Source organism: Micromonospora sp. DT62 (assembly GCF_049847285.1).
Taxonomy (GTDB): Bacteria; Actinomycetota; Actinomycetes; order Mycobacteriales; family Micromonosporaceae; genus Micromonospora; species Micromonospora reichwaldensis.
On sequence record NZ_JBNCOB010000020.1, the window covers coordinates 89,856 to 101,723 of the forward strand.

An 11,868-nucleotide genomic window follows, 5' to 3' on the forward strand; every position below is an offset into this window, starting at 1 on the left:
CTTCGTCCGGTTTCGCCGAGCCGGGAGGACCAATTCTGCACCACTGGTCACCGCCGGGTCACCGGGTGTCCCGTTGGTGGCGCGCTGCGGGCGGCCGTCGGCCACGTTCGTACACTGGCCCGGTGACCGTACCGCCGTCGATCATCGCGCCCAGCATCCTCGCCGCCGATTTCGCCCGCCTCGCCGAGGAGGTCCGCGCCGTCGAGAACGCCGCGGACTGGCTGCACGTGGATGTCATGGACAACCACTTCGTGCCCAACCTGACCATCGGGCTGCCCGTGGTGCAGAGCCTGCGGGCCGCCACCGAGCTGCCCTTCGACGTGCACCTGATGATCGAGGACCCGCGCCGCTGGGCGCCCGGCTACGCCGACGCCGGGGCGTACAACGTCACCTTCCACGCCGAGGCGTGCGACGACCCGGTGGCCCTGGCCAAGGACCTGCGCTCGGCGGGGGCCAAGGCCGGGCTGGCGATCGACCGGGACACCCCGATCGAGCCGTACCTGGAGCTGCTGCCGAGCTTCGACACGCTGCTGATCATGACCATCAAGGCCGGCTTCGGCGGGCAGCGGTTCATCCCGCAGCTGCTGGACAAGGTGCGTGCGGCCCGCCGGCACGTCGACGCCGGCCACCTCGAACTGCGCATCGAGGTCGATGGCGGCATCGCCGCCGACACCATCGCCCAGGCGGCCGAGGCGGGGGCCGACGCGTTCGTCGCCGGCACCGCCGTCTACGGCGCCGACGACCCCGCCGAGGCCATCCGGAAGCTGCGGGCACTCGCGGAACACGCCGCCCCCGGGGCCTGACGTGGAACCGGCCGGCGACCGTCCGGACGTCATCCTCGTCGTCGACGACGACGAGGACATCGCGCGTTTCGTCGCGTTCAACCTCCGGCTGCACGGCTTCGAGGTGATCCACGCCAGCGACGGGCAGGAGGCGCTCGAGGTGATCGAGCGCCAGCGACCCGACCTGGCGGTGGTCGACCTGATGATGCCGCGCATCGACGGGTTGGAACTGACCCGGCGGCTGCGCGCCGACCCGATGACCTCCGCCCTGCCGGTGATCATGCTGACCGCCAAGGGCATGACGGTGGACAAGGTGCACGGGCTCAGCGCTGGCGCCGACGACTACCTGGTCAAGCCCTTCGACACCGCCGAACTCGTCGCCCGGGTCAGCTCCACGCTGCGCCGCAACAAGGAGTTCCGCGAGGTCTCGCCGCTGACCGGGCTGCCCGGCAACAGCCGGATCCGCCGGGAGATCTCCGACCGCGTCCGCAGCGGGGTCGACTACGCCGTCGGCTACATCGACATCGACCGGTTCAAGAGCGTCAACGACCGGTACGGCTTCGTCCGCGGCGACGACTTCATCTCGGCCCTGGCCCGCAGCCTGCACCGGGCGGTGGTCTCGGTCGGGCTGCCGCCGGCCTTCCTGGGGCACGTCGGCGGGGACGACTTCGTCATCGTCTGCGCCCCGGAGCAGGTCCGGCCGCTGACCTCCCGGGTCTCCGCCGACTTCGAGAAGGCCGCCGACTCGCTCTACGACCCGGTCGACGCCGCGCGCGGCTACGTGGAGCTGAAGGACCGCCGGGGCAACATCCGGCGGGCCGCCCTGGTCACCCTGTCGATCGGCGTGTCCCTCTCCGACTCCGGCAAGCGGTTCACCGACCCGCTGGAGGCGATCGCGGTCGCGTCGGAGATGAAGACGGTGGCCAAGAGCCAACCCGGCTCGTACGTGGCGGTGGACCGCCGGCGCGGGGTTACCTGATTCGTGCGCTGTTGCTGTGAAGTACCACGCCCGGGTGGCGCGACCCCCCGTCCGGCGTGCAACACTTCCCGTGTACCCACCACGCGCTGGCGGGACTCGGTGTAATTCCGAACCGGCGGTGATCCACGGTGTGACCGTGGTAAGCCCGCGACCCGGTCGGCCTCGTGCCGCCCGGTGGACCTGGTGAGAATCCGGGGCCGACGGTTGGGAGCGGGAAACCCCGCCCCCAGACAGTCCGGATGGGAGACAGCGCGCGGGACGGACGGGCCCTGCCCGGCCGCTGAGTTCAGCGTGCCGTGCGCGCCCCCCGGGGCGGCCCTGCCGTACCCGGATCTCCGCCGCCGCACGCTCGCGGCCCCATGCCGTTGCCTCCCGTGCCCGCCCGCGCGTCGACTGGCGAGTGAGAGGGCAGGGCATGGCCGGCGTCTCCGTCGACGAGGCGATGCGTCGCGCGGTGGAACTCGCCGCGCGCGGTCTCGGCACGACCAGCCCCAACCCGGTGGTCGGCTGCGTGCTGCTCGACGCCGACGGGCAGGTCGTCGGCGAGGGATTCCACGCCTACGCCGGCGGGCCGCACGCCGAGATCGTCGCGCTCGCCCAGGCGGGGGAGCGGGCCCGTGGCGGCACCGCCGTGGTCACCCTGGAACCGTGCGACCACACCGGCCGCACCGGCCCCTGCAGCACCGCGCTGGTGCGCGCCGGCGTCGCCCGGGTCGTCATCGCCGTGCCCGACCCCAACCCGCTCGCCACCGGGGGCGCCGCCACGCTGCGCGCCGCCGGGATCCAGGTCGACACGGGGGTACGCGAGTGCGAGGCGGAGGCCGGCAACGTCGCCTGGCTCACCTCGATGCGCCGGGGCTGGCCGTACGTGATCTGGAAGTTCGCCGCGACGGTCGACGGCCGGTCGGCGGCGGCCGACGGCACCAGCATGTGGATCACCTCCGAGGCCGCCCGGATGGACGTGCACGCGCTGCGCGGCACCGTCGACGCGGTGCTCGCCGGAGTCGGCACGGTCCTCGCCGACGACCCCCGGCTCACGGCCCGCAACCTGCGCGACGGCACGCTCGCCATCCGGCAGCCGCTGCGGGTCGTGGTGGACACCGAGGGGCGTACGCCGGCCGACGCCCGGGTCCGCGACGGCGCGGCGCGCACGTGGATCGCCACCGCGGCGGAGGTCGGCACCGGGCCCGACGGCCGGGTCGACCTGCCGGCGCTGCTCGCCGCGCTGCACGGGCGGGGGATCCGCGCCGCGCTGCTGGAGGGCGGCCCGAAGCTGGCCGGCGCCTTCCTGGCCGCCGGCCTGGTCGACAAGATCGTCGGCTACGTCGCGCCCCGGCTGCTCGGCGCCGGCCCGACCGCCCTGGTCGACGCGGGTGTGAACACCATCGCCGAGGCCATCGACCTGGAGTACATCGACGTTACGCAGGTCGGACCCGACCTGCGGATCACCGCGCTGCCCCGGAAGAGGGAGGGCTGACATGTTCACCGGCATCGTCGAGGAGTTGGGTGAGGTCGTCCGGATCACGGAGACGGCGGGTGACTCGGCGCTGGTCGCGGTCCGCGGCCCACTGGTCACCTCGGACGCCCGGCACGGCGACTCGATCGCGGTCAACGGCGTCTGCCTGACCGTGGTCGACGTCTCCGACGGGACCTTCACCGCGGACGTGATGGGGGAGACGCTGCGCCGCTCCGCGCTGGGCGCGCTGCGGGCCGGCGACCCGGTCAACCTGGAACGGGCCGCCGCGCTGGGCAGCCGCCTCGGCGGGCACCTCGTGCAGGGGCACGTCGACGGCGTCGGCGAGGTGGTCGCCCGCGAGCCGGCCGCGCAGTGGGAGACGGTCCGGTTCCGGCTGCCCGCCGCCCTCGCCCGGTACGTGGTGGAGAAGGGCTCGATCACGGTCGACGGCGTCTCGCTGACCGTCGCCGAGGTCGGCCCGGACTGGTTCGCGGTCGGCCTGATCCCGACCACGCTGAAGCTGACCACCCTCGGCGCCCGGGGCGTCGGCGACCCGGTCAGCCTCGAGGTGGACGTGCTCGCCAAGTACGTCGAGCGGCTGCTCGGCGCCCGGCTGGCCGGTCCCGCGCTGCCGGACGCCGGCCCGCCCGGCGGGCCGCCGGTCACCGGCCTGCCGGATGCCGCCGCGGCGCCGGGCGGGGCGGCCTGATGGGCCCGCTCGGGTGGCTGCTCGACGCCCAGGTCGACATCGCCGGGTCACCGGTGCTGGTCCGGGAGATCGTCGGCAACGGGTTCGGGCTGGCGTCGGCGGTGTTCGGCCTGCGCCGGCTGGTCTGGGCCTGGCCGGTCGGCATGATCGGCAACGCGCTGCTGTTCACCGTCTTCCTGGGCGGCGTCTTCGCCACCCCGCAGGCGCACGACCTCTACGGGCAGGCGGGCCGGCAGGTCTTCTTCTTCTCGGTCAGCGTCTACGGCTGGTGGCGCTGGTCGCGCAACCGCCGCCACGGCGTCGGCGACGGGGCAGCGGTGGCGCCCCGCTGGGCCACCGGCCGGGAACGGCTCGGCCTGCTGCTCGCGGCCGGGATCGGCACCGCGGCGGCGTACCCGCTGCTCGCCGCACTCGGCTCCTGGGGGCCGCTGCCGGACGCCTGGATCCTCACCGGCAGCCTGCTCGCCACCTACGGCATGGCCCGCGGCTGGGTGGACTTCTGGCTCATCTGGATCGCCGTCGACGCGGTCGGCGTGCCGCTGCTGCTGCGCGGCGGGTTCTACCCATCGGCCGCCATGTACCTCGTCTACGGCGCCTTCTGCGCCTGGGGCCTGGTCGCCTGGTGGCGCACCTCGCGGGCCGCCCGCCCGGCGCCCGCCCCGATCCCGTCGACCTACTCGGAGGCCGTGGCATGAGCGAGCGAATCATCAGGCTTGGTGCGGTGGCGCCTCAGGGTGGCACGCGGCGGCGCGGGGTGTCGGCATGAGTACCTTCGCGAGCATCGAGCAGGCGGTGGCGGACATCGCCGCCGGGCGGCCCGTCGTCGTGGTCGACGACGCCGACCGGGAGAACGAGGGCGACCTGATCTTCGCGGCCGAGCTGGCGACGCAGGAGCTGCTGGCCTTCATGGTGCGCCACACGTCCGGCTACATCTGCGCGCCGCTGACCGAGAGCGAGTGCGACCGGCTGGACCTGCCGCCGCAGCACCACACCAACCAGGACCGGCGCGGCACCGCCTACACGGTGACCGTGGACGCCCGGGAGGGCGTCAGCACCGGCATCTCCGCCGCCGACCGGGCGCACACCATCCGGCTGCTGGCCGACCCGGGCACCGGCCCGGCCGACCTGGCCCGCCCCGGGCACGTGGTGCCGCTGCGGGCCCGCGAGGGCGGCGTGCTGCGCCGGCCCGGCCACACCGAGGCCGCCGTCGACCTGACCCGGCTGGCCGGGCTGCGCCCCGCCGGCGTGCTCTGCGAGCTGGTCAACGACGACGGCACCATGATGCGGGTGCCGGACCTGGAGAAGTTCTGCGCCGAGCACTCCCTGACCCTGGTCACCATCGCCGACCTGGTCGCGTACCGGCGGCGGACCGAGAAGCAGGTCGAGCGGGTCGCCGACGCCCGGATGCCCACCCGGCACGGCGTGTTCCGGGCCCTGGGCTACCGCAGCGAGCACGACTCGGCCGAGCACGTCGCCCTGGTCACGGGCGAGATCGGCGACGGGCGCGACGTGCTGGTGCGGGTGCACTCCGAGTGCCTCACCGGGGACGTGTTCGGCTCGGTGCGCTGCGACTGCGGCCCGCAGCTCGACGCCGCCCTGGACCGGGTCGCCCGGGAGGGGCGGGGCGTGGTGCTCTACGTACGCGGCCACGAGGGGCGCGGCATCGGGCTGCTGCACAAGCTCCAGGCGTACCAGCTCCAGGACCAGGGTCGGGACACGGTCGACGCCAACCTCGACCTGGGCCTGCCGGCCGACGCCCGCGACTACGGCACCGGCGCGCAGATCCTCTACGACATCGGGGTGCGCTCGATGCGGCTGCTCACCAACAACCCGGCCAAGCGCGCCGGCCTGGAGGGCTACGGACTGACCGTCACCGGCCGCGAGGGGCTGCCGGTGCGCCCGCACCCGGAGAACGTGCGCTACCTGCGCACCAAGCGGGACCGGATGGGGCACCTGCTGGACGAGCTGGACGAGGTGACCGAGGCCCCGATGGGCCGCCCGGTCCTCGGCGACGAGATCGGAGCGTAGGCATGGCGGGTTTCGGTGAACCGGGCGTGACGGCGGTGGACGCCGCCGGGATGACCGTCGGCGTGGTCGCGGCGCGCTGGCACGGCGAGCTGACCGACCACATGCTCGACCGGGCGGTCGCCGCCGCCGAGGCGTGCGGAGCCCGGGCGGTCACCGCCCGGGTGGCCGGCTCGGTCGAGCTGCCCGTGGTGGCCCAGGCCCTCGCGCGGCGCTGCGACGTGGTGGTCGCGCTCGGCGTGGTGGTCCGTGGCGCCACCGCCCACTTCGACTACGTCTGCCGCTCGGTCACCGACGGGCTGACCCGGGTGGCGCTGGACGAGGGCAAACCGGTCGCGCACGGCGTCCTCACCGTCGACACCCTCGCGCAGGCCCGGGACCGGGCCGGGCTGCCCGGCTCGGCGGAGGACAAGGGCTGGTCGGCCACCGTCGCCGCCCTCGACGCCGCCCTGGCCATCCGCGTCCTCGCCAGCAACGGCCAGCGGGTCGGCTTCGGCGGCTGACCCCGACCGACCGGGACCGCGCCGCCGCCGTGCGGCGTTCCCGGTCGGTGAGCGGGGCCTGACCCGGCGCACCGGGGCCGCCGGGGCGGCTGGAAGAATCGTGGCGTGAAGACGTTCGAGGAGTTGTTCGCCGAGCTGCAGGCCAAGGCCGCCGCGGGCACCCCCGGCTCGGGCACGGTCGCCGCGCTCGAGAAGGGCGTGCACTTCATCGGCAAGAAGGTCGTCGAGGAGGCGGCCGAGTCGTGGATGGCCGCCGAGCACGAGGGTCCGGAACGCACCGCCGAGGAGATCTCCCAGCTGCTCTACCAGGTCCAGGTGCTGATGCTGGCCAGCGGCCTCGACCTGAAGGACGTCTACCGACATCTGTGAGTGCGCCCCGTCGTTGATCAGTTTCGATCGAAGGAGCACTCCGTCATGCTGCGTGTCGCCATTCCGAACAAGGGCACCCTGGCCGAGCCGGCCGCCCAGATGCTGCGCGAGGCGGGCTACCGCCAGCGCACCGACCCGAAGGACCTGGTCTGCCGGGACGAGGCCAACGACGTCGAATTCTTCTACCTGCGCCCGAAGGACATCGCCACCTACGTCGGCTCCGGTGACCTGGACCTGGGCATCACCGGCCGGGACCTGCTGATCGACTCCGGCGCCCCCGCCGAGGAGGTCGTCGACCTCGCCTTCGGCCGGGCCACCTTCCGCTTCGCCGCCCGCCCCGACGACATCGCCTCGGTGCAGGAGCTGGGCGGGCACCGGATCGCCACCGCGTACCCGGGGCTCGTGGAGCGGCACCTCGCGGAGCTCGGGCTCAAGGCCGAGGTGATCCGTCTCGACGGCGCGGTGGAGAACGCCGTCCGGCTCGGCGTCGCCGACGTGGTCGCCGACGTGGTGGAGACGGGCGCCACGCTGCGCCAGGCCGGCCTGGTGGTCTTCGGCGAGCCGCTGCTGCGCTCGTCGGCGGTGCTGGTCCGCCGCGCCGACGCCGAGGCCCACCCGCAGGCCGCGCAGCTGCTGCGCCGGCTGCACGGGGTGCTGGTCGCCCGCCGCTACGTGATGCTCGCCTACGACGTGCCGGCCGGCCTGCTCGACCGGGCCAGCTCGCTGACCCCGGGCATCGAGTCGCCGACCGTCTCCCCGCTGCACCGCGAGGGCTGGGTGGCGGTGCAGGCCATGGTGCTGCGCGACGACGTGCACCGGATCATGGACGAGCTGTACGAGCTCGGGGCCCGCGCGATCCTGGTCACCAACATCCACGCCTGCCGGCTGTGAGCCGTATGCCCACGGCGGCGGCTGCCCCGGCGCCGTCCCCGGTGTCGCGCGTCCCGCCGCCGTGGGTGGCGCTGACCCTGGTCACCCTCGCCGGCGTCGCCTCGGCGGCCCAGGGCGCGGCCAACGCCGAGCTGGGCGAGCGGGCCGGCAACGCGACCCTGGGCGCGGTGGTCAACAACCTCGGCGGGGCGCTGCTGGTCGGCCTCGGGGTCCTGGCGCTGCCCTCGGCGCGCACCGGCCTGGCCGCGCTGCGCCGGGCCCGGCTGCCCTGGTGGACGTACCTGGGCGGGCTCGGCGGCGCGGGCATCGTGCTGGCCGGCGCGTACATCGTGCCGGTGCTCGGGGTGGCGCTCTTCACCATCGCCCAGGTCGCCGGCGGCAGCCTCGGCGGGCTGGCCGTCGACCGGGCCGGGCTGGCGCCGGTGGGGCGGCTGGCGCTCACCCCGCCCCGGGTGGCCGGTGCGCTGCTCGGCGTGATCGCCGTGACGCTGGCCCAGCTCGGCCAGCCCGTCGGCGACCTCGCCCTCGGCCTGGTCCTGCTCGCCGTGGCCGGCGGGCTCGGTGTCGCGCTCCAGTCCGCGCTGAACGCGCGGGTCTCCGCCGCCAGCTCGGCCGCCGCCGGAATGGTGGTCAACTTCGCCACGGCCACGCCCGTCGTGCTGCTGGTCGCGGCGCTGGCCGGCGCCCTCACCGGGCCGGGCCCGACCTGGCCGGACGACTGGTACCTCTACACCGGCGGCCTGCTCGGCGTCGTCATCGTGGCCGCCCTGCTGGCCGGCGTCCCGGCGGTCGGCGTGCTGCGCACCGGGCTCGCCCTGGTCGCCGGCCAGTTGGGCGGCGCCCTGCTGCTGGACGCGCTGCTGCCGGGCGGCCCCGGCCTGCGGCTGCCGGTGCTGGCCGGGGCGCTGCTCACCCTGGCGGCCGCCCTGGTCGCCGGCCGAGGGGCCGGCCGGCGGGGTCCGCGCGACGCCGTGCCGCCGACCGCCGCCGGTCCGGGGGCGGAACGTGTGGCGGCGCGGGAACGGCCGGGACCGGGTGGCAGACTGGTGGGGTGAGCGAAATCGAGTCCGTCCACCTCCGCCCGCGCCGCATCCGAGTGGTCTGCTGGACCTCCGCGGCCGCGCTGTTCGTGGTGTTCAGCCTGCTGGCCACCTCGCTGAGCGGCGCGACGGGCAACGGCTACGGCAGCTTCCAGCGGGGCGACCAGATCGCGATGGTCGGGCTCGGCGTCCTCGGTGCGCTCGCCGTCCTGATCTTCACCCGCCCCCGGGTCGACGCGAACGCGTCGGGGGTGCGCGTGCGCAACCTCGTCGGCTCGTACGAGCTGCCGTGGGAGGTCGTCCGGGGGGTCCGCTTCGACCGGGGCGCGCCCTGGGCCAGCCTGGAACTGCACGACGACGACCTGCTGCCGATGGTCGCCCTCCAGGCCGCCGACAAGGAGCGGGCCGTCGAGGGGGTCCGCGCCCTGCGCCGGCTGCACCAGGCGCACCAGGCCCGGCTCACCGAGGGCGCCGCCGGCCGCTGACCCGGGTGCCCGGTTGGGTGGGTGTCCGGGCGAGGGTGTAGTGTTACCAAGTCGACCAGGCTGTCTTCGTGTGCGCATCGCGCCCACGCGGGCAGCCTTGAAAGAGGAGCGCCTGCTCCCACCCGAGTCGCCACCACGGTGGCCGGGTCCGGTCACCGGTTCCGGGCACGTCCCGGCACCGGATGCGCGATCATGTGATCGTGCCGACCGGTCGAGCGGGCCCTGGCATGCGCCGGGGCCTTCTGCTTTCTGGGCCGGCTCCCACCCGGGAGCCGCGAGGGTCGGCCACGTAGAGATTCCGACTCGAGGAGGCCCCATCAGCGTCGAACCACGCGTGAACGAGCAGATCCGGGCACGTGAGGTCCGACTGGTCGGCCCAGAGGGTGAGCAGGTGGGCATCGTCCCGCTGGAGCGCGCCCTTCAGCTGGCCGCGGACGTCGACCTGGACCTGGTCGAGGTTGCGCCGATGGCGCGCCCGCCGGTGTGCAAGCTCATGGACTTCGGCAAGTTCAAGTACGAGAGCGCACTGAAGGCGCGCGAAGCGCGGCGTAACCAGCAGCAGACCGTCATCAAGGAGATGAAGCTCCGCCCGAAGATCGACCCGCACGACTACGAGACCAAGAAGGGTCACGTGGTGCGGTTCCTCAAGGCGGGCGACAAGGTCAAGGTGACGATCATGTTCCGCGGTCGCGAGCAGAGCCGCCCGGAGCTGGGTTACCGGCTCCTGCGCCGGCTCGAGTCGGAGATCTCGGAGCTGGGATACGTCGAGGCCGCTCCGAAGCAGGACGGTCGAAACATGATCATGGTGCTCGCGCCGCACCGCGCCACCAAGGCCGCCGCGGTCGCCGCCACGGCCACCCGGGGCGGGCCGAGGGAGCGGGACGCCGAGGGCGCCCCGGTCGACGAGCCCGAAGCGGCCGGTGACACCGGCACCGTCGCCGACAACAGCGGCGAGTAACAGGGGAGAGACGTTCCACATGCCGAAGATGAAGAGCCACACGGGAATGGGCAAGCGGGTCAAGGTGACCGGCAAGGGCAAGATCGTTGCCCAGCAGGCCGGCCTCCGGCACAACCTGGAGAAGAAGCCCTCCACCCAGACCCGTCGGCTGACCGGCACCGTGGTGCTGGCCAAGGCCGACGTCAAGCGCATCAAGAAGCTGCTCGGCCGCTGACGCGCGCCACCTTACGTAATTAGGAGTTGAGATGGCACGCGTCAAGCGGGCTGTGAACGCCCAGAAGAAGCGTCGTACCCTGCTGGAGTCCGCGAGCGGCTACCGCGGTCAGCGCTCGCGCCTGTACCGCAAGGCCAAGGAGCAGGTGCTGCACTCGATGCAGTACGCCTACCGGGACCGTCGCGACCGCAAGGGCGACTTCCGGCAGCTGTGGATCCAGCGGATCAACGCCGGCGCCCGTGCCAACGGGATGACCTACAACCGCCTGATCCAGGGCCTGCGCCTGGCTGGCATCGAGGTCGACCGCAAGATCCTGGCTGACATGGCCGTCAACGACGCCGCCTCTTTCGCGGCGATCGTCGAGCTGGCCCGGGCCGCGGTCGCGGCCGAGGGCACCGGCGGCGCGGCGGCCCAGGCCGCCTGATCCCCCTCCGCACCAGCAGATCGAGGCGTCTCCCATGCAGTCACCATCGCGCGGGAGACGCCTCGACGCTGTCTCCGGCCCCTTCACCCCGCGTACCCCCAGGGTCGTCGCCGCCCGCCGGTTGCAGCGCCGCCGGGACCGCGAGGCCGCCGGCCGCTTCCTGGCCGAGGGGCCGCAGGCGGTCCGCGAGGCCCTGGCCCGCCCCGGGGTGGTCACCGAACTCTTCGGTACGCCCGCCGCCCTGGACCGGCACGCCGACCTGGCCGCCGTCGCGGCCCGTGCCGACGTGCCCGTCTCCGAGGCGACGGACGAGGCGCTCGCCGCGCTGGCCGAGACCGTCGCCCCGCAGGGCCTCGTCGCCGTCTGCCGCCACCTCGACGTGCCGCTGGAGCAGGCCCTGGCCGACGGGCCCCGCCTGGTGGCCGTGCTCGCCGGGATCCGCGACCCGGGCAACGCCGGCACCGTGCTGCGCACCGCCGACGCCGCGGGCGCCGGTGCGGTGGTCTTCGCCGGCGAGGCCGTCGACCCGTACAACGGCAAGTGCGTGCGGGCCTCGGCCGGCAGCCTCTTCCACGTCGACGTGGTCCGCGCGGCCGACCCGGTGGACGTCGTCGCGGCGCTGCGCGCCGCCGGGCTCACCGTGCTCGCCACCACCGGCTACGGCGAGGACGACCTCGACGACCTCGCCGACGACGGGCGGCTCGCCGCCCCCACGGCCTGGCTCTTCGGCGCGGAGGCGCACGGCCTGCCCGAGGCGCTCACCGCCGCCGCCGACGCCCGGGTCCGGGTGCCCCTGCACGGGGGCGCCGAGAGCCTGAACCTGGCTGCGGCCGCCGCCGTCTGCCTGTACGCTTCGGCGAGAGCACAGCGGCGGTCGTGACCCGGCCGTCGAGACAGATCGCAGGGGAGACCGTCCGCCCATGAACGCGCCACGGCGTTCGTTTAGCCAGCCCGCCGGTGTCGGCGGGCGGCGGGCCTGACCTGCTTCCCGCACAACTCCCACCGGCGGGCTGCGGCACAGCCGCGCGTCCGT

The 11,868-nt window shown here is 74.4% G+C and carries 15 protein-coding genes and 1 riboswitch; all 15 genes read left to right on the forward strand.

Features of this window, described 5'->3' with window-relative positions; translation table 11 throughout:
- Positions 1 to 122 precede the first annotated feature (122 nt).
- The 15 genes from rpe (at position 123) to ACPXCB_RS23680 (ending at position 11,715) form a co-directional block, all read left to right on the forward strand.
- Positions 123 to 803, forward strand: a complete 681-nt coding sequence (gene rpe, locus ACPXCB_RS23610; RefSeq protein ID WP_393172188.1) for a ribulose-phosphate 3-epimerase — start codon at positions 123 to 125, stop codon at positions 801 to 803.
- A 1-nt stretch (position 804) separates the two neighbouring features.
- Entirely contained in the window at positions 805 to 1,761 is a 957-nt protein-coding gene (locus tag ACPXCB_RS23615; RefSeq protein WP_121395205.1) for a GGDEF domain-containing response regulator, read from the forward strand.
- Between the two features lie 81 nt (positions 1,762 to 1,842).
- Positions 1,843 to 2,016, forward strand: a riboswitch (FMN riboswitch).
- A gap of 160 nt (positions 2,017 to 2,176) precedes the next feature.
- Positions 2,177 to 3,238: a bifunctional diaminohydroxyphosphoribosylaminopyrimidine deaminase/5-amino-6-(5-phosphoribosylamino)uracil reductase RibD gene (ribD, locus tag ACPXCB_RS23620; RefSeq protein ID WP_425877708.1), complete on the forward strand. Its 1,062-nt coding sequence runs from the start codon at positions 2,177 to 2,179 to the stop codon at positions 3,236 to 3,238.
- 1 nt (position 3,239) lies between these two features.
- Positions 3,240 to 3,926: a riboflavin synthase gene (locus ACPXCB_RS23625; RefSeq protein ID WP_425877709.1), complete on the forward strand. Its 687-nt coding sequence runs from the start codon at positions 3,240 to 3,242 to the stop codon at positions 3,924 to 3,926.
- Entirely contained in the window at positions 3,926 to 4,621 is a 696-nt protein-coding gene (gene pnuC, locus ACPXCB_RS23630; protein ID WP_425877710.1) for a nicotinamide riboside transporter PnuC, read from the forward strand. Before ACPXCB_RS23625 ends, pnuC begins: the two co-directional genes overlap by 1 nt.
- Before the next feature lie 67 nt (positions 4,622 to 4,688).
- The gene (locus ACPXCB_RS23635; protein WP_425877711.1) at positions 4,689 to 5,954 is read left to right on the forward strand and encodes a bifunctional 3,4-dihydroxy-2-butanone-4-phosphate synthase/GTP cyclohydrolase II; all 1,266 of its coding nucleotides are present in this window, start codon (positions 4,689 to 4,691) and stop codon (positions 5,952 to 5,954) included.
- A gap of 2 nt (positions 5,955 to 5,956) precedes the next feature.
- Positions 5,957 to 6,454, forward strand: a complete 498-nt coding sequence (ribH, locus tag ACPXCB_RS23640; RefSeq protein ID WP_425877712.1) for a 6,7-dimethyl-8-ribityllumazine synthase — start codon at positions 5,957 to 5,959, stop codon at positions 6,452 to 6,454.
- A 105-nt stretch (positions 6,455 to 6,559) separates the two neighbouring features.
- Complete coding sequence (locus ACPXCB_RS23645; protein WP_088947482.1) at positions 6,560 to 6,823, forward strand: phosphoribosyl-ATP diphosphatase; 264 nt, start codon at positions 6,560 to 6,562, stop codon at positions 6,821 to 6,823.
- A gap of 45 nt (positions 6,824 to 6,868) precedes the next feature.
- Positions 6,869 to 7,714, forward strand: a complete 846-nt coding sequence (gene hisG, locus ACPXCB_RS23650; RefSeq protein ID WP_425877713.1) for an ATP phosphoribosyltransferase — start codon at positions 6,869 to 6,871, stop codon at positions 7,712 to 7,714.
- Between the two features lie 5 nt (positions 7,715 to 7,719).
- A complete protein-coding gene (locus ACPXCB_RS23655) occupies positions 7,720 to 8,769 on the forward strand; it encodes a DMT family transporter (RefSeq protein WP_425877744.1) in 1,050 nt (349 codons plus the stop codon).
- Positions 8,766 to 9,239 carry a PH domain-containing protein gene (locus tag ACPXCB_RS23660; RefSeq protein WP_425877714.1) on the forward strand — a complete coding sequence of 158 codons (474 nt, stop codon included), beginning with the start codon at positions 8,766 to 8,768 and terminating at the stop codon, positions 9,237 to 9,239. The genes ACPXCB_RS23655 and ACPXCB_RS23660 overlap by 4 nt, the downstream gene beginning before the upstream one ends.
- A 334-nt stretch (positions 9,240 to 9,573) precedes the next feature.
- Positions 9,574 to 10,197: a translation initiation factor IF-3 gene (infC, locus tag ACPXCB_RS23665; protein WP_425877715.1), complete on the forward strand. Its 624-nt coding sequence runs from the start codon at positions 9,574 to 9,576 to the stop codon at positions 10,195 to 10,197.
- Positions 10,198 to 10,216: 19 nt separating this feature from the next.
- A complete protein-coding gene (rpmI, locus tag ACPXCB_RS23670) occupies positions 10,217 to 10,411 on the forward strand; it encodes a 50S ribosomal protein L35 (RefSeq protein ID WP_007458415.1) in 195 nt (64 codons plus the stop codon).
- 31 nt (positions 10,412 to 10,442) lie between these two features.
- The gene (gene rplT / locus ACPXCB_RS23675; protein ID WP_355431326.1) at positions 10,443 to 10,835 is read left to right on the forward strand and encodes a 50S ribosomal protein L20; all 393 of its coding nucleotides are present in this window, start codon (positions 10,443 to 10,445) and stop codon (positions 10,833 to 10,835) included.
- Between the two features lie 34 nt (positions 10,836 to 10,869).
- Complete coding sequence (locus tag ACPXCB_RS23680; RefSeq protein WP_425877716.1) at positions 10,870 to 11,715, forward strand: TrmH family RNA methyltransferase; 846 nt, start codon at positions 10,870 to 10,872, stop codon at positions 11,713 to 11,715.
- The last annotated feature ends 153 nt before the right edge of the window (positions 11,716 to 11,868 follow it).

Bases quoted from the DNA above. Each gene is read 5' to 3' on its own strand.
- ribD (WP_425877708.1), top strand. From the start codon at position 2,177: ATGGCCGGCGTCTCCGTCGACGAGGCGATGCGTCGCGCGGTGGAACTC.
- ACPXCB_RS23625 (WP_425877709.1), top strand. From the start codon at position 3,240: ATGTTCACCGGCATCGTCGAGGAGTTGGGTGAGGTCGTCCGGATCACG.
- pnuC (WP_425877710.1), top strand. From the start codon at position 3,926: ATGGGCCCGCTCGGGTGGCTGCTCGACGCCCAGGTCGACATCGCCGGG.
- ACPXCB_RS23635 (WP_425877711.1), top strand. From the start codon at position 4,689: ATGAGTACCTTCGCGAGCATCGAGCAGGCGGTGGCGGACATCGCCGCC.
- ribH (WP_425877712.1), top strand. From the start codon at position 5,957: ATGGCGGGTTTCGGTGAACCGGGCGTGACGGCGGTGGACGCCGCCGGG.
- hisG (WP_425877713.1), top strand. From the start codon at position 6,869: ATGCTGCGTGTCGCCATTCCGAACAAGGGCACCCTGGCCGAGCCGGCC.
- ACPXCB_RS23655 (WP_425877744.1), top strand. From the start codon at position 7,720: ATGCCCACGGCGGCGGCTGCCCCGGCGCCGTCCCCGGTGTCGCGCGTC.
- rpmI (WP_007458415.1), top strand. From the start codon at position 10,217: ATGCCGAAGATGAAGAGCCACACGGGAATGGGCAAGCGGGTCAAGGTG.
- rplT (WP_355431326.1), top strand. From the start codon at position 10,443: ATGGCACGCGTCAAGCGGGCTGTGAACGCCCAGAAGAAGCGTCGTACC.
- ACPXCB_RS23680 (WP_425877716.1), top strand. From the start codon at position 10,870: ATGCAGTCACCATCGCGCGGGAGACGCCTCGACGCTGTCTCCGGCCCC.